Genomic DNA, 15,646 nt, shown 5'->3' with positions numbered 1-15,646 from the left:
GGCCGGGAAACCGGCCTTTTTTATCTTCTCAATATTCGCCCAGCTTGATATCCGGCGTATATTCAACGCCTTCAACTTCCTTGATAACCGGCTGTCCACAATGCATAGTGCCAGTTGCCGCATTAAATGCATAGGTTGGCGAACCATGAAGCTGCCAACCCTTGTTCAATGCTGCTGTGACCCGATGGCAGAATGCGGAATCGTCCGGTCCGGTGATAAAACGATACAGCTTCATAAATTTTCGTCCTTCCAGCAATTACGACTTTATTTTAGCAAGAACACGCTTGGCCATTTCAAGATGCAAACGCTCAACCATCTGGCCTTCCAGAGAAACAACGCCTTTATCTGCATTCTCCGGCTGTTCAAATACAGCAACCACCGCACGGGCATAAGCCACATCTTTATCAGATGGCGAAAAAGCACGATTGGCCGTTTCAATTTGTGAGGGATGAATGAGTGTTTTCCCGTCAAAACCCATTGCGGCCCCCTGCTGACATTCAGCCTCGAAACCAATGCTATCGCGAAAATTATTATAAACGCCATCCAGAATATCAATGCCGCCAGCACGTGCAGCCAGCAATATCTGCATCAGCCACGGAACCAGATAAGGTCGTCCCGCCTGGCTGCGCACCCCTGTTGCAAGAGCGATATCGTTTGGCCCCACCACAAAACAGCCAAGACGCGCCGCAGACCGATGCCCCAGAATTGCAATTTCATCCGCATTAAGAATACCGCGTGGCGTTTCGATCATCGCCCATATACGCATTGCAGGATCCGCATCATGACGATCAAGCAGGCTGGCTGCATCAATAACATCCTGCGGCCGCTCAACCTTGGGCAATAAAATCGCGTCTGCACCAGCCGATGCTGCCGCAATCATATCGGCATTACCCCATAGCGTATCATGTGCATTGACACGCACGATACGTTCGAAGCCAACCTGCGGATGTGCACCAAAATGCGCGACCAGTGCTTCACGCGCCGCATTTTTACTCTCTGGCGCGACAGAATCTTCCAGATCATAAATGATGCAGTCCGCTTCAAGCACCAGCGACTTTTCAAGTGCACGAGGATTAGATGCAGGTACAAACAAGACGGAGCGGCGGGAACGAGCAATGGTTTTCATACCCGATTTGTGCACCGAACGGCAGCCTTGTGCAAGCACTTCAAAGAAGCATTATATGCTCAGACATGAAAGCAACAGGGTTGCGACCTATTGGGCACTTTCCGCCTCAAAGATTGACTCTGTGCTATGCTGATGTAAATCAGACTGTCAATTTACAATACCCAACCGACAGGTCAGGAACATGGACAAGTTCACCAAGCTCACGGGCGTCGCCGCCCCCCTGCCAATCGTCAATATCGATACGGATATGATTATCCCGAAAGATTATCTAAAGACGATCAAGCGTACAGGTTTGAGCAAGGGGCTTTTTGCCGAAATGCGCTTTAATGAAGACGGAACTGAAAATCCGGATTTCGTGCTTAACAAACCCGGCTATCGCAATGCGCAGATCCTTGTTGCAGGTGATAATTTCGGATGCGGCTCCTCGCGGGAGCATGCACCATGGGCGCTCCTCGATTTCGGTATCCGCTGCGTGATCTCGACATCTTTCGCTGATATCTTCTACAATAACTGCTTCAAGAATGGCATCCTGCCGATCAAGGTCAGTCAGGAAGATCTCGACAAGCTGATGGACGATGCATCACGTGGTGCCAACGCCACCTTGACTATCGATCTTGAAACAAAAGAAATTCACGGTCCCGATGGTGGCTCGATTGCATTTGATCTGGATGATTTCAAACGCCACTGCCTGCTCAATGGCCTGGATGACATTGGCCTGACAATGGAAAAAGTGACAAACATCGATACATTTGAGGCCAAGAACGTTCAACAGCGTCCCTGGGCATAATGGAAATGGCGTTGTGCACTTTTGACCTATGCGCGGTGGCCTGAACCATTGAATAGGACACGGTTGGCTGAAATGGCCCGAGAAGATCAAAGCGGTGACTGGGCGGGACGTCTTTCGCCCTCGCTTGATGAAGTGGAATCGATAGCGATCGAAGCGCTTGCGCATCTTCCGCAGGAATTTCGTGCGCTTTGCGGCGACATCATTATCCAGATTTCGGACTTTCCCGAAGAGCAGATCGTCGAAGATATGGGTCTGGAAACGCCTTTTGATCTTCTGGGTCTATTTGAAGGTGCCGGCATTGGTGAACGATTTAGTTTGCAAAATGCCGAAAGCCCAAACCGTATCACACTTTTCCGGCGCGCAATTCTGGATTATTGGTCTGAGAATGAAGAAACTCTCGGCGACGTCATCACTCATATATTAATCCATGAAATCGGCCACCATTTCGGTCTTTCAGATGACGATATGGAAGCGCTTGAAGCGCAGGCTGAATAACGTCTCATTACTGATTTGGATGATCACGCTTCTGCTGCAAAACTCCGCTGTCCTCCTGAAACTGAACAGTTGCCGGCTCAGCTCATCCTTTAGTCAATAAAGCGCAAAACCTCCTCCTGGAAGAGGAGGTCCGCAAAATTGATACACTGCCATAAAGAAACGCAGTGTATCAGGGGTCAGGACCCTGGATTTCAAAGTCTATTTAATGAATTGCGTCCAGACCCTTCTCTAATAGATAATCGAGCTGGTCAATTTCTGCTTTTGTAAGTCGCACGCCTTCAATTTCCGATTCCGCACGCGCCTTGAAACGGCGCTGTGATGGCAAACGTGCGCCCTGACCAACAATTGCCTCGAAGAAGTTTTCCGCACGGACGAACGGATCGCCAGAGCGCCCTTTTGCAAAAGCTTCCGGTGAAAATGCAATTATGAGTTCACCATGAACTGGTGACAATGTCGTCGTACCCAGAAAATCCAGCACTTCCGGGCTGGTCAGATCGCCAATCATAATAGCAGCCAGCAATTCAACCATTGTGCTGATTGCTGATCCCTTATGCCCACCAAACGGTAACATGGCACCCGCAAGTGCAATTTCCGGGTCGGTCGTTGGGTTACCGTCTGCATCAATAGCCCAGCCTTCCGGTAATTGCTTACCAGCGCGGCGATGCAATTCTATCTCGCCTCGTGCTGCAACAGAGGTCGCAAAATCAAAGACGTAAGGCGGAGTGTCCTTGCGCGGCCAGCCAAAAGCAAAAGGATTGGTGCCAAGCAACGGCTTGTTTCCACCGGTAGGCGCTACTGTTGCATAGCTTGGACACATGACAATGGCAGCCAGCCCTTCATTCGTTAGCTCTTCAACTTCCGGCCAGAGTGCTGAAAAATGCGTGCAGTCATTGATAACAAGCGCTGCGATACCATTTTTACGTGCACGCTCGGCAAGAACTGGTACACCTAATTCAAAAGCGGGATTCGCAAAACCGTAATTTGCATTAACCCGCACAATACCGGAGGCTTCATCATTTACAATTTCAGGAATTGCGTCTGCTTTGACCTTCCCCGCCTTGACTGTGCGAAGCGCACCTTCAATACGATATATGCCATGAGATTTGCAGTGATCACGTTCGCCCGCAACAATCACACGAGCAACGGCCCCGGCTTGTATGGCATTTAAACCTGCCTTACGAAAAATGGCCTCTACGCGTTCGTGAAGCTTGGAAATGCTCAGTATGGTAGTTTCGCTCATCATGCATCTTTCATAACTTTGCCCGGCGGGAAGAGCCCACAAACAATTGATATCTGCGCACACACTGTATACAAAGATTCAGGATATACAATCATTAGGCAAATGCAATTTAGATGCAGCCAAACACGGCCTAAATTGCACATCGATTTCTACAGGAGGATGAACGAATGGCCTTTATACCTAAAGGAAAACACCTTGTTGCTGGTGAATGGCTCGATGGAGCTGGCACTTTTGAATCTTCACCAGCGACCGGGCCAGCCCACTCGTTTGCAGTCGGTACAGTCGACCTGGTGAAACAGGCCTGCGAAGCAGCAGAAGATGCTTTCTGGTCTTATGGCTATTCAACGCGCGCAGAGCGAGCTACATTCCTGCGCACAATTGCTGACGAAATTGAATCGCGCATTGCTGATATTGTGGTGATCGGCTCGCAGGAAACCGGTTTGCCAGAAGCCCGTCTTCAAGGTGAAACCGGGCGCACCACCGGCCAACTGCGATTGTTTGCTGATCATATTGAAAAAGGTGACTATCTTGATCGCCGCTTTGATGCAGCGCTACCTGATCGCCAGCCGGCACCACGCCCTGAAATCCGTCTGGTTCAGCGTCCAATCGGACCTGTAGCGGTTTTTGGCGCATCAAACTTCCCGATGGCATTTTCAACCGCTGGCGGCGATACCGCAGCCGCCCTTGCTGCGGGTTGCCCCGTGGTTGTAAAAGGCCATTCAGCACATCCGGGAACGGGTGAAATCGTAGCACAGGCTATTGAAGCTGCGATCAAAAAGACCGGTATCCATCCGGGCGTGTTCTCGCTTATCCAGGGAGGTCGCCGTGATGTCGGTCATGCACTGGTTCAGAACCCCTATATCAAAGCTGTAGGCTTTACAGGTTCGCTTGCGGGAGGTCGTGCACTGTTCGATCTTTGTGCGGCACGTCCTGAGCCAATTCCATTCTTTGGTGAACTTGGTTCAGTCAATCCAATGTTTATGTTGCCAGAAGCAATGAAGGCACGCGCCGAAACACTAGGACAAGGCTGGGCTGGTTCGCTGACCATGGGTGCAGGCCAGTTCTGCACCAATCCTGGCATCGCTGTTGTGCTCGACGGAGCAGATGCTGACCGATTTACAGCAGCGACCGTTGAAGGTCTCAAGAAGGTCGCTCCGCAAACCATGCTGACGGACGGTATTGCGCAGGCATATCATGAGGGTAAAGAGCGTTTTGATACACGCAATGCCGTCAAGCCACTTTATGAAACTCAGTCAAAAGGCCGTCAGGCTTCACCAAACCTTTTTGAAACAACAGGCGAGCGTTTCCTTTCCGATCATGCTCTGGGTGAGGAAGTATTCGGGCCTCTCGGTCTGGTTGTGCGCGTCGGTTCTGTTGATGAAATGGAAAAGCTTGCACGCGGCTTTGAAGGTCAGCTGACTGCTACCATCCACATGGATGCTGGCGATATTGGTGAGGCACAAAAGCTTCTGCCCGTTCTGGAACGCAAGGCAGGCCGCGTTCTCGTCAACGGTTTTCCAACTGGTGTTGAAGTGGTTGACTCAATGGTTCATGGCGGACCATACCCGGCCTCGACAAACTTTGGAGCAACCAGCGTAGGCACCATGTCGATCCGTCGCTTCCTGCGCCCTGTTTCCTATCAGAATTTCCCGAAAGATCTTTTGCCAGAAGATTTCGAATAGTCTTTATATAATAAACAAGCAACGGCGTTATTGAAAAGCGCCGTTGCATACATCTTATTTGTCTTATTTTAAAATAGCGACCAAGACCCTTGATATTTACTTTATTAACCGCAGCGCAAAATGTAACAACCATGATGTGAAGCGCTGCCACATGGTATGAAGCTCATAAGTGTTAAAGCCATTCGGTGAAACTCAGGCAACTTTGAGCAACATTACTTTTCATCCAGCGATAACGTTTTTGCAACGCACTGGGCTCTGATCAGCGGAAAAATTAGAAATTGCAGGAACAAAGTGGTTTCTGGCAGCTGAGAAAATTGATACGAAGTGTTGCAATTGCCACCATGACATTAAGTGTGGTGTAACGGCGCCACTTTTCCCATTTCAGAAAATCTTTACTTACTACCGGTGCAATTTGTGCCGAACCTATCCGTTTCTTTTCAACCGGCGTAGAGCAATGGCACCGGTCAATTGAACATATCTCTGTATTGACTGGTATGGTAGTATGGTATAATGAAAATTGAGGAGGAAATCATGCAAAGCTCATTGTTGCGCCCAAAGCACGTCAGTGTGGTGGATCAGCTATATGCTGCATTGCGGGCGGCCATCATTGATAATGCATTATCGCCCGGTACGCGGATTTCCGAGGCTGAAGTGGCGCAACAATATGGTGTCAGCCGCCAGCCTGTTCGCGAGGCGTTTATTACGCTGGCCAATGAGGGTCTGCTTGAAGTTCGTCCGCAGCGGGGAACCTTTGTCGCGAAAATCTCACTTCAGGCTGTCATGGATGCGCGTTTTGTGCGCGAAGCTGTTGAAGCCGACATTGTCAAGCTTCTGGCCCGGGCACCGGACGAGGCGCTTGTGAGAGAGCTGCGGATGCAACTCGTTCGTCAGGAAGAACTCATTGGCGGTTCAGCTCGGGATTTCATGGATGCTGACGAAATATTTCACCGCACCATGGCTGAAGGAGCTGACAAAGGGAAAGCCTGGCGCGTTGTGGTTGAGATGAAAGCGCAGATGGATCGGGTGCGTTTTCTTTCAAGTATGCATTTTCCGGTTGCCCGCCTGATTGCCCAGCATCGTGACGTTGTTGAAGCCATTGCAACGGGAGATGCTGCGCGGGCTGAACAATTTATGCGGCAGCACCTGCAAGGGATTCTGATCGATCTTCCCGTCATCGAGCAGGAGAGGCCGGAGTATTTTCTATAGCGCCGGACAAACGGCATTGAATGCATTCAAGAGGAGGAAAGAATGAAGTTTCAGAACCTTAAACACATAGCAGCAACCTGTGCCTTATTCGCATTGATGGGCGGTACATCGCTGGCACAGGAGGTTACGCTTAAACTTGGCCACCTCGCCAATGAAGAAAATATCTGGCACAAAGCAGCGTTGAAATTTGCCGACGAAGTTAAGGCCCGCACCGAAGGGCGTGTAGCGGTTGAAGTCTATCCGAATGAATCGCTCGGTAAGGAAATCGACGTCATCAACGGGATGCAGCTTGGTACTGCCGACATGACAATCACTGGCGAGAGCCTGCAAAACTGGGCGCCGAAAGCTGCCTTGTTGGCTTTGCCATATGGATACAAATCGCTTGAACATATGGACAAGGTTGCATCGGGTGAAATTGGCCAGCAGATCGAAGCCGAGATCATTGAAAAGGCGGGTATCCGCCCCCTGACTTACTTCGCGCGCGGGCCTCGCAACCTTTCGGCCAATCGTGAGATAACAAAGCCGGAAGATCTGAAAGGCTTCAAGGTTCGCGTACCGAATGTTCCAATTTTCGTGGCTGCATGGCAGGCGCTTGGTGCCAACCCAACCCCAATGGCTTTCTCGGAAGTGTTCACCTCGCTTCAGAACGGCACTATCGAAGGGCAGGAAAATCCGCTCGCTCTCTTCAAGTCGGGTGGCTTTTATGAAGTGCAAAAGGTCGTTAACAAGACTGAACATGTTCGTTCGTGGATTTACTTGACGATATCTGAACGCAGCTGGGACAAATTGTCGGAAGCAGATCAGGCTGCTTTGAAGGAAGCAGCTAAAATCACGCAAGCTTATGAACGTGAATTGTTTACAGCTGACGAAAAAGCGCTGGTTGCTGATCTTGAAGCCCATGGTGTGAAATTCGTGGAAGTGGACCAGACGGCATTTGCGAACAAGGCAAAAGACGCAGTCATTGCATCTGTGCCGCAGGAAATCCGACCTTTGGCCGAGCAGGTTTTCAACGACTGAGATAAAGGCTCTGCCGGATTTAATCCGGCAGCCAGCCTGTCGAGGACACCATGACAAAAACATTCAAAGGATTGGAGGGCGTGTGTCGCCTTCTGATACTCGCAACATTTCTTGTGCTTATGGGATCTGTTTTGCTGCAGGTTTACGCCCGCACATTTTTGAGTACAGCTCCAGTCTGGACGGAAGAACTGACAAGGTTCTGCCTGCTCTATATCGGAGCACTCGGCGCAGGTCTTTCCTTGCGCAGCGGAGATATGGTCAATGTTGACCTCTTATGTGAAAGCTTGCCCGGACGTATGCCCTGGCTCTTACGACTGGTCAGCGCAATCCTGACAGTGGTATTTGCAGTCGTTCTTTTGCCCGCCGCATGGGACTACACCACCATCGGCAGCCGTCAAACGGCGCCTTCTCTTGGCTGGCGTATGGATTTCATCCACGCATCGCAGCTTATTCTCATCGTTGCGCTGACCATTTGGGCGCTGATGCGTATCATCGAGATGCTGACAGGTCGCCATGACGGGCGCCCCATCCCCAATTCGGAGGAAAACTGATGGGTCTGACCCTTCTTCTTGGCACCTTTGTGCTGGGCCTAGCCATTGGCTTGCCCGTAGCTGTGACATTGGGTCTGTCCTCAATGGCATATCTGTTGTTTGCCGATATCCCGCTGGTTGTCATTCCCCAGAAAATGTATGCCGGGATGGACAGTTTCGTATTGCTGTGTATTCCGGGTTTCATTCTGGCCGGAAACCTGATGAATTCCGGCGGCATTACCGAGCGGATCATTCGCTTCGCCAATGCTTTGGTTGGCTGGATGCGCGGCGGCTTGGCACAAGCCAATATCGCAGCCTCCATGCTCTTTGGTGGCATTTCCGGAACTGCGGTCGCGGATGTGGCATCAGTTGGCGGCATGATGATCCCCGGCATGAAAAAAGTGGGATATCCCGCAGATTTCTCCGCTGCCGTCACCGCTGCTTCATCGACCGTCGGCCCGATGATCCCACCAAGCGTTCCCATGATTATTGTCGGTTCTCTTTCCGGTCTTTCGGTTGGAAAACTATTTCTGGCTGGCGCAATGCCCGGCTTGCTGATGGGCTTTGCGATGATGGTTACAACCTATTTCATTGCAAAGAAAAAAAGCTTCCCGCGCGAAGACTGGAAGGGCATTAAAGAGCTGCTCACATCGTTCACAGGTGCGATCTGGGCTATTGCAATGACTGCCTTGATCGTCGGCGGCTTGCTGATTGGCGTTACCACACCGACAGAAACAGCTGTTGTGGCATGTCTTTATGCAGCGCTTGTCGGTCTGTTTATCTATCGGGAATTACCGGTAAGCCGGATCCCCAAGATTATCATCGACAGTGCAATCAGTTCGGCTGGCATTCTGGTACTGGTTGGTACTGCCAATGTCTTTGGTTGGATTCTGGTCGCAGAGCGCATTCCGCAAACACTTGCGAACGCAGTTCTCTCCATTACAGACAACAAGTTTCTTGTCATCCTGTTGATCAATATTCTGCTTTTGTTTGTTGGCATGTTCATGGAAACAATTGCTGCATTGATCATTCTGTTTGTGCCCTTGCAGGCTTTGGCTCTCGCGGTCGGTATTGATCCGATACATTTTGCCTGTTTTGCAGTTTTGAACCTGATGATCGGTCTGACGACTCCCCCGGTTGGCGTCTGTTTGTTTGTCGCGTCCAATATAGCGCGACTGCCTCTGTCACCGGTGATCAAGGCAATCATTCCCTATATCATCACCAATATTATTGTTCTTCTGATGGTCAGCTATTTCCCGCCTCTGGCGACGTGGTTGCCAAACACTTTGATGCCTTGAGGTTATGATGACAGAACAATTGGTAACACGTGTCGTTTGCCTTCATGCGCAAGATGATCTGAGAATAGAAAACAGGGCTTTCGAAGCACCAGGCCCCGGCGAAGTCATGGTCGGTGTTCAGGCTGGCGGTATTTGCGGCTCTGACCTGCATTACTGGCAGGAGGGTGGAATTGGAACAATTCGTGTTCGTGAACCAATCATCCTCGGGCATGAGGCATCGGGATATGTCGAAGCACTTGGCGAGGGTGTAACAAACCTCGCCATCGGCCAGCTTGTTGCCATGAACCCATCCCAGCCTTGCGGGAATTGCAGTTTTTGCCAGCAAAACCTGCCGCGCCATTGCAATGCGATGCGTTTTAAAGGTTCAGCAATGTACCTTCCACATCAGCAGGGTATGTTTCGTGACAAAATGGTGATTGCTGCGGATCAATGCTTTGCAGTGCCTGATGACATTGACCCGGGTGCTGCGGCCTGTTCGGAACCGCTGGCAGTGTGTTTGCATGCAGCCAATCGTGGCGAAGCAATTGCCGGCAGCTTGTCTGGCAAAGTCGTGCTGGTGACAGGAGCGGGGCCGATTGGAGCGCTTTGTGTGGCCGTTGCGCGAATGCGGGGCGCTTCCGAGATTATCGTGACAGATATTCAGGACGCAACACTGGCGATTGCTGCAAGAATGGGCGCCGATCATACCGTCAACATTATGACCGATCCTTCTGGTCTTGAGCGATGGAAAGAGGGCAAAGGAAAGATTGATCTGGTATTTGAATGCTCGGCTGCAGCACCTGCAATCAATGATGCGATTTCGTGTCTTCGGCCACTCGGCACAATGGTGCAAGTGGGAGTTGCCGGGCCAACCACCATACCGTTGAATGTGATGGTTGGTAAGGAAATTCAATTCATCGGGTCGCAGCGTTTCGATACTGAATTCGCCGAAGCAGTACGTCTGATCGGATCGCACGCAATCGATCCGCGCCCGATCATCACGGCCACACTTCCTGTAAATGAGGCGCTTTCCGCATTTCATGCGGCTACTGATCGATCGCAATCGGTCAAGGTTCAAATCACTTTTGCCGATGCATCCGCAAGGCACTGACAATAGAGAGACGACAATATGAGACAGACCTGGCGCTGGTTCGGCCCCAAGGACCTGGTATCCATTGATGACATGCTACAGGCGGGTGTGGAAGGTGTTGTAACAGCCCTGCACCATGTAGCAACTGGCGCGGTTTGGCAGCCTGCGGAAATAGAAAAGCGAAAAGCAGACATCGCTCAGATGAAGAACGGAGATGCCTCCGGTCTTAAATGGGAAGTTGTTGAAAGCCTCCCGGTTTCCGAGGATATCAAACGCCAGACGGGTGACTGGAAAACGCATATCGCGAATTGGAAAACCTCAATGCGAAATCTGCATGACGCAGGTATTGAGGTCATATGCTATAATTTTATGCCGATCCTGGATTGGACACGCACCGATTTGGCTTATCGCTTGCCAAACGGCGCTACCTGCATGCGTTATGATGCCATCGATTTTGCGGCTTTTGATCTGTTTCTTTTGCAGCGCGAAGGCGCATCCGATGATTACAGTTCCGAAGTTCTTGAAGCGGCACATAAGCGTTTTGCAGCTATGTCTGACGCCCGACGTCTGGAGCTTTCGGGCAATGTTGTATTTGGCTTACCTGGTGCTGCCGAACGCATGTCGATGGAGGACGTGAAAGCTCACCTTGCACATTATGACCATATATCGCCTGAGCGCCTGCGCGGGCATCTTATTGATTTTCTAGCCGAGGTAACTCCGCTGGCAGAAGAACTCGGCGTGCGGTTATGTTGCCACCCGGATGACCCTCCTTTTCCGCTACTGGGTTTACCGCGCGTCATGTCGACTGAGGCCGATTATAAGGCCGTGATGGACGCGGTGAATATTCCGGCAAATGGCATTACGCTTTGTACCGGATCACTGGGAACTCGCGCCGATAATGATCTGCCGGGAATGATGAAACATTTGGGTGATCGGGTACATTTCCTGCATTTGCGCAATGTCGCGCTTGAAGAACCGCATCTTGGCGGATCTTTTCACGAGGCGGCTCATCTGGAAGGTCACACCGATATGGTTGCCATGATTGCAGCTATTCTCGCTGAAGAAAACCGCCGTAAAGCCACAGGCCGTAAAGACTGGCAAATTCCAATGCGGCCTGATCATGGTCAGGATATTCTCGATGATTTGAACAGACAGGCGCAGCCCGGTTATCCTTCCATTGGACGACTGAAAGGCTTGGCAGAGCTGCGCGGGATCATGACTGCGCTATCGCATCCAGAGGTCAGAGTTGCAGGATGAAAAGACTTTCAGCATCGGCGAGTAATGGAACAGCAGCCATTTGGCCCGGATATAGACCGGAAAACCATGGAGTTGGCATCGTCCATCTAGGGCTTGGCAATTTTGCGCGTGCTCATCTTCTGGCTTATACTGATACTGTTCTTGCACAAACGGGTGGTGACTGGCGTATAGTCGGCGTGTCATTGCGTGGAACTGTGGTTGCTGACAGTTTGAACCCGCAGAATGGTTATTACACGATGATTACACGCGGCTCGTCTACACAGGCGCGTGTGATCGGTGCGCTTGATCGAGTATTGGCCGGGCCTGATGTCATCCGCGACGCATTGGATGCCATGCTGTCACCCGACTGTCGCATCGTTAGTCTGAGTGTGACGGAAAAAGGCTATGGTATCACCAGTGACGGTCAGCTTGATCGCAACCATCCCGCAGTCGCTGCCGATCTTGCAAATCCTGAATCACCCACTGGAGTGATCGGTTTGATTGTCGCAGCTCTCGCCCGTAGAATGGTGTTGGGCTTGTCGCCATTCACTGTGCTGAGTTGCGATAACTTATCTCATAATGGCCAGAAACTGCGAAACACAGCGCTGAGTTTCGCGCAGGAAACTCATGGTGAACAGCTATCCAGCTGGATAGAAAGCAATATCAGCTTTCCATCATCCATGGTGGATCGCATCACTCCGGCATCAAGTGCCGCGACGATCAAACTTGCTGCAGAACTGACAGGGCTGGAGGATCAGGCTGCAGTTGAAACCGAACCATTCACTCAGTGGGTAATCGAGGATCAATTCTGTGCTGGACGACCGGAGTGGGAATGTGCAGGCGCTCTGTTCGTCGATGACGTTACCCCTTATGAACGCATGAAACTTCGTATGCTGAATGGCACGCATTCCATGCTGGCTTACAGTGGACAATTGTCAGGCAAAATATTGGTGCGTGACGTTATGGCGGATACTGATCATGCGGCTCTTGTCCGTCGTCATCTTGCGGCGGCTGCGGCCACAGTTGAAGGATTGGCTATTGATCTCGACGATTATGCATCTGCCTTGTGTGAACGATTTTCCAATCCGGAAATAGCTCACTCTACAGCACAGATCGCAATGGATGGCACCCAAAAGCTTCCCCAGAGAATAACGGCACCCGCATTGGAGACAATTGCAGCGGGCGGATCAACCCATCCTTTTGTGTTTTCGCTGGCATCCTGGCTTGCCTATCTCGTCCGCAGAAACCCTGCCGATCAACTCATGCCGTTGAACGACCCAAAAGCTTCAGAGCTTGAGACCGCACTCAGTGCTGCAAAGACGCCCGAAACTATTATACATGCAGTCGCACGCATTTGCCCCGATATCTTGCCTGCTGAATTGACGAATGGCCTTTTCGGTTCAGCTCTACAAGCAATGCTGTCGGCCATTTTATCTGAAGGAATGTCGGCCGTTATCAAGAAGGAAGCAGCAGAAATAAATTGCTGTGGCGCTCCGATTAAAGCCAGGAGCACCACAATGTTCAATAGTCGTTAGGAAGAATTACTTCTTCAAAGCTTCAACATCAATATCGAGCTTGAAATTAGGTCCAAGACCGGATTCAGCGAGTTTTGGAATGCTGAATTCCGTTGCGTCGAACTCTCCGGTTGCTGAAAAACCGGTCTTAATCTTGCTTGCATCCCAAGGCAAACCGGATTCCTCATTCCAGACCACTTCAAGGGTTACAGGCTTGCTGTTTCCTGCAATCGAAAGATCTCCGGTAACTTTAGCAGTCTTATCTCCGGTCTTTTCGATTTTCGTGCTCTTATAGGTAATTTCAGGGAATTCTTCAGCATTTAGAAAATCAGGGCTTTTCAAATGCGTATCACGCTGCTCGTGATTGGTGTCGATGCTTGCTGCCTGAATTTTCAGATCGATCGAGCTATTCTCAACATTATCTTTATCAAATGAAATTGCACCGGATACATCTTTGAATGTGCCATGCGCATTAGCCCAACCATTGTGATTGGTCTTGAAGCTAACCCATGCATGAGTAGGATCAATATCATAAGCGTCTGCGGCAAGGGCATTTCCGGCCATTAACAGCCCGAGTACAGTTGCGGTTGTCGCAAGAAATTTCATTTGGTTTTCCTTTTTTGATTGAAAATATTAGCCAGCAAATTGCATGCCAGCAACGAGAATACCTGCAAGTGCAGGGACGGCCACTATTACTCCTAAAAGGAGTGGTCGAAGCATATAAGGAATACGAGCAGCAACAGGCGCGTAAATATAAGCCAATGGTACGGCTGCAAGGGTAAAAACAGCCAGAACGAGTGCCAAACCTGAGGCTTTGGGAGCAAGAATGCCAGTAACGAGCACGCCAATAAAAGCGACCCAGCTCATTGCCAGTGCGCCTTGCCCATTAAGTGCAAAAGCTTGTGCATCGCCTCTGAGATAGCGCACATATGAAATGAACAGATAGCCACCAAACATAACAGCAAGTGCGGTATTGAACATCAACATGCCCATATATCCACCCATTATAGCAATCAAAGCACCAGCAATTGACGTGGCGAACAGAGCTTGTGGAAGAACGTTAGGCAGAGGCTTGGCCTTAGCCACAGCAAAATATCTGTACAGCACAGCACCAGCTACGGTTAGCAGAACCAGGATCATGACGACGGTCGCTTTTTGACCGTTATTCACTAAGATTGATTTACCCATCCACCAGATTGGCAGAACAATCATCAATACAAAAGCAAGGCTTGAATAAATGATATTTAAACGCGGAGAACGCCATGCGAAGAATGCAAAAAATAAACTTCCAGCAAAAAGTATATATGGAAATTTATGCGCAGCCCTAACCGGTGGAAATGCTGGAAAACCATCTAAAACAAGTATGATAATACAAGCAAACAACGGAGCGAGAAAAGCGAGAACCAGATTTTTCTGTCGCTCAAATCGGTATGATGCAAGCGCAATAATTACGCCAAGCAGCAAGGGGAACGCAATGACTTTAAGGATGATGGATTGTAGCATTTGATCCCGTTTAAACAATTTGGTTCATTAGAGATATTTATACAGCTTAAGTTTGATATTCGATCATAACGTTTTTTTTATCCCGAAAAACAGAGTGTCTACAGAAACTAAACAGTGATATTCATATCGTGATTTAAAAGGATGGCACTTTAATACCAGAATGCGTATTCTGATTAATACTTAATAGATTTCCACTCTACTTTTTAATATTATTGGTTCAATTGCTTCTTTGTGTCAGTTTCATCGTTCGCCAAGATAGATAAGTGCCAACAAATGCCATGATTGCAAGGCTACCAAGCCATGCCAGTGGGTTGAGAACTGCAAGATATGCTGCCAATGGCGTGGCAGCGGCACCAAGCATCAATGGTACAGCACCAAGAACGGCAGCGCTTGATCCTAAAGCGCGTTTGCGTGTCGCCAAAGCAATTGACATCAACGTTGTTTCCGCAATGCCCAGCCCCGCAAGCGAAATAAACATGCCGACAACAATTCCCGGCAGTTTGACAAAGGTGATCGCAGAAAAGCACGCGATGATAGCGCCACATAAAATGGCAAAAGACCCTATCAAAGCCAATCGTTCAACAGCAATGCGGGAGACCAGTTTTGCACTTAACATTGCCCCTAAAAGCACGGCAAAGCCAGTTCCACCGAAAACAAGACCAAAGCTTGATGCTGAAAGCCCATATGCTTCCTGATAAGCGAAAGCCGAGCCGCCTATATATGCGAATAGAAATATAAAGGTCACTGCCAATGCGAGAGCCGGAGTAAGAAAGTGCCGGTCGGATAAGATTTCTACATATGCACGGGCGACAAAATCCAGGTTTAGTTTTGTGCGTTTTTCTTTTGGCAGAGATTCCGGCAGCATGAACAGAGGTGGTTCGGTTTGTCTGAACAGTTTCGGGCGTTTCGTTAAGTGGATTTCCGCCGCGATTATGCCGCCACC

16 protein-coding genes are annotated in these 15,646 nt (G+C 49.9%); 10 read left to right on the top strand and 6 right to left on the bottom strand.

The window, feature by feature from the left end; translation table 11 throughout:
• Positions 1 to 28: 28 nt before the first annotated feature.
• Together FHY56_RS16095 and FHY56_RS16090 are read right to left on the bottom strand one after the other, a co-directional pair.
• Entirely contained in the window at positions 29 to 235 is a 207-nt protein-coding gene (locus FHY56_RS16095) for a DUF1737 domain-containing protein (RefSeq protein WP_140906169.1), read from the bottom strand.
• Between the two features lie 21 nt (positions 236 to 256).
• Positions 257 to 1,126 carry an HpcH/HpaI aldolase/citrate lyase family protein gene (locus tag FHY56_RS16090; protein ID WP_140906168.1) on the bottom strand — a complete coding sequence of 290 codons (870 nt, stop codon included), beginning with the start codon at positions 1,124 to 1,126 and terminating at the stop codon, positions 257 to 259.
• A gap of 181 nt (positions 1,127 to 1,307) precedes the next feature.
• Here FHY56_RS16090 and leuD point away from each other — a divergent pair, with 181 nt between their 5' ends.
• Positions 1,308 to 1,913 (top strand): 3-isopropylmalate dehydratase small subunit, encoded by a 606-nt coding sequence (leuD, locus tag FHY56_RS16085; RefSeq protein ID WP_140906167.1) that lies wholly within the window; start codon positions 1,308 to 1,310, stop codon positions 1,911 to 1,913.
• Positions 1,914 to 1,985: 72 nt separating this feature from the next.
• Complete coding sequence (locus FHY56_RS16080; RefSeq protein ID WP_140906166.1) at positions 1,986 to 2,408, top strand: metallopeptidase family protein; 423 nt, start codon at positions 1,986 to 1,988, stop codon at positions 2,406 to 2,408.
• Positions 2,409 to 2,610: 202 nt separating this feature from the next.
• Here the strand turns inward: FHY56_RS16080 and FHY56_RS16075 are convergent, their stop codons facing one another.
• On the bottom strand, positions 2,611 to 3,648 hold the full coding sequence (locus tag FHY56_RS16075; protein WP_140906194.1) for an Ldh family oxidoreductase: 1,038 nt from the start codon (positions 3,646 to 3,648) through the stop codon (positions 2,611 to 2,613).
• A 167-nt stretch (positions 3,649 to 3,815) separates the two neighbouring features.
• On the opposite strand from FHY56_RS16075, the gene FHY56_RS16070 reads away from it, so the two are divergent.
• From FHY56_RS16070 to FHY56_RS16035, 8 genes are all read left to right on the top strand, one after another.
• Entirely contained in the window at positions 3,816 to 5,330 is a 1,515-nt protein-coding gene (locus FHY56_RS16070; RefSeq protein ID WP_140906165.1) for an aldehyde dehydrogenase (NADP(+)), read from the top strand.
• Positions 5,331 to 5,861: 531 nt separating this feature from the next.
• Positions 5,862 to 6,536, top strand: a complete 675-nt coding sequence (locus FHY56_RS16065; RefSeq protein WP_140906164.1) for a GntR family transcriptional regulator — start codon at positions 5,862 to 5,864, stop codon at positions 6,534 to 6,536.
• Between the two features lie 42 nt (positions 6,537 to 6,578).
• Positions 6,579 to 7,553: a TRAP transporter substrate-binding protein gene (locus tag FHY56_RS16060; protein WP_140906163.1), complete on the top strand. Its 975-nt coding sequence runs from the start codon at positions 6,579 to 6,581 to the stop codon at positions 7,551 to 7,553.
• Between the two features lie 50 nt (positions 7,554 to 7,603).
• Positions 7,604 to 8,104, top strand: coding sequence for a TRAP transporter small permease (locus FHY56_RS16055; protein WP_140906162.1), 501 nt, complete (start codon positions 7,604 to 7,606; stop codon positions 8,102 to 8,104).
• A complete protein-coding gene (locus FHY56_RS16050; RefSeq protein ID WP_140906161.1) occupies positions 8,104 to 9,381 on the top strand; it encodes a TRAP transporter large permease in 1,278 nt (425 codons plus the stop codon). The genes FHY56_RS16055 and FHY56_RS16050 overlap by 1 nt, the downstream gene beginning before the upstream one ends.
• Before the next feature lie 7 nt (positions 9,382 to 9,388).
• Positions 9,389 to 10,471, top strand: a complete 1,083-nt coding sequence (locus FHY56_RS16045) for an L-idonate 5-dehydrogenase (protein WP_140906160.1) — start codon at positions 9,389 to 9,391, stop codon at positions 10,469 to 10,471.
• An 18-nt stretch (positions 10,472 to 10,489) separates the two neighbouring features.
• The gene (gene uxuA / locus FHY56_RS16040; RefSeq protein ID WP_140906159.1) at positions 10,490 to 11,707 is read left to right on the top strand and encodes a mannonate dehydratase; all 1,218 of its coding nucleotides are present in this window, start codon (positions 10,490 to 10,492) and stop codon (positions 11,705 to 11,707) included.
• Complete coding sequence (locus FHY56_RS16035; RefSeq protein WP_140906158.1) at positions 11,704 to 13,221, top strand: mannitol dehydrogenase family protein; 1,518 nt, start codon at positions 11,704 to 11,706, stop codon at positions 13,219 to 13,221. The genes uxuA and FHY56_RS16035 overlap by 4 nt, the downstream gene beginning before the upstream one ends.
• 6 nt (positions 13,222 to 13,227) lie before the next feature.
• Here the strand turns inward: FHY56_RS16035 and FHY56_RS16030 are convergent, their stop codons facing one another.
• The 3 genes from FHY56_RS16030 to FHY56_RS16020 form a co-directional block, all read right to left on the bottom strand.
• Positions 13,228 to 13,806, bottom strand: a complete 579-nt coding sequence (locus FHY56_RS16030; RefSeq protein WP_140906157.1) for a YceI family protein — start codon at positions 13,804 to 13,806, stop codon at positions 13,228 to 13,230.
• A gap of 27 nt (positions 13,807 to 13,833) precedes the next feature.
• Positions 13,834 to 14,703 carry a hypothetical protein gene (locus FHY56_RS16025; protein WP_140906156.1) on the bottom strand — a complete coding sequence of 290 codons (870 nt, stop codon included), beginning with the start codon at positions 14,701 to 14,703 and terminating at the stop codon, positions 13,834 to 13,836.
• A gap of 217 nt (positions 14,704 to 14,920) precedes the next feature.
• A partial coding sequence (locus FHY56_RS16020; RefSeq protein ID WP_168927619.1) for a multidrug effflux MFS transporter occupies positions 14,921 to 15,646 on the bottom strand: 726 nt, incomplete at its 5' end.

The sequence above is a fragment of the Brucella gallinifaecis genome (assembly GCF_006476605.1).
Classification (GTDB): domain Bacteria; phylum Pseudomonadota; class Alphaproteobacteria; order Rhizobiales; family Rhizobiaceae; genus Brucella; species Brucella gallinifaecis.
Note: the sequence above shows the minus strand (reverse complement) of the source record. Positions and strands in the feature narration are given on the sequence as shown.

Bases quoted from the DNA above. Each gene is read 5' to 3' on its own strand.
- FHY56_RS16095 (WP_140906169.1), bottom strand. From the start codon at position 235: ATGAAGCTGTATCGTTTTATCACCGGACCGGACGATTCCGCATTCTGC.
- FHY56_RS16090 (WP_140906168.1), bottom strand. From the start codon at position 1,126: ATGAAAACCATTGCTCGTTCCCGCCGCTCCGTCTTGTTTGTACCTGCA.
- leuD (WP_140906167.1), top strand. From the start codon at position 1,308: ATGGACAAGTTCACCAAGCTCACGGGCGTCGCCGCCCCCCTGCCAATC.
- FHY56_RS16080 (WP_140906166.1), top strand. From the start codon at position 1,986: ATGGCCCGAGAAGATCAAAGCGGTGACTGGGCGGGACGTCTTTCGCCC.
- FHY56_RS16075 (WP_140906194.1), bottom strand. From the start codon at position 3,648: ATGAGCGAAACTACCATACTGAGCATTTCCAAGCTTCACGAACGCGTA.
- FHY56_RS16070 (WP_140906165.1), top strand. From the start codon at position 3,816: ATGGCCTTTATACCTAAAGGAAAACACCTTGTTGCTGGTGAATGGCTC.
- FHY56_RS16065 (WP_140906164.1), top strand. From the start codon at position 5,862: ATGCAAAGCTCATTGTTGCGCCCAAAGCACGTCAGTGTGGTGGATCAG.
- FHY56_RS16060 (WP_140906163.1), top strand. From the start codon at position 6,579: ATGAAGTTTCAGAACCTTAAACACATAGCAGCAACCTGTGCCTTATTC.
- FHY56_RS16055 (WP_140906162.1), top strand. From the start codon at position 7,604: ATGACAAAAACATTCAAAGGATTGGAGGGCGTGTGTCGCCTTCTGATA.
- FHY56_RS16050 (WP_140906161.1), top strand. From the start codon at position 8,104: ATGGGTCTGACCCTTCTTCTTGGCACCTTTGTGCTGGGCCTAGCCATT.
- FHY56_RS16045 (WP_140906160.1), top strand. From the start codon at position 9,389: ATGACAGAACAATTGGTAACACGTGTCGTTTGCCTTCATGCGCAAGAT.
- uxuA (WP_140906159.1), top strand. From the start codon at position 10,490: ATGAGACAGACCTGGCGCTGGTTCGGCCCCAAGGACCTGGTATCCATT.
- FHY56_RS16035 (WP_140906158.1), top strand. From the start codon at position 11,704: ATGAAAAGACTTTCAGCATCGGCGAGTAATGGAACAGCAGCCATTTGG.
- FHY56_RS16030 (WP_140906157.1), bottom strand. From the start codon at position 13,806: ATGAAATTTCTTGCGACAACCGCAACTGTACTCGGGCTGTTAATGGCC.
- FHY56_RS16025 (WP_140906156.1), bottom strand. From the start codon at position 14,703: ATGCTACAATCCATCATCCTTAAAGTCATTGCGTTCCCCTTGCTGCTT.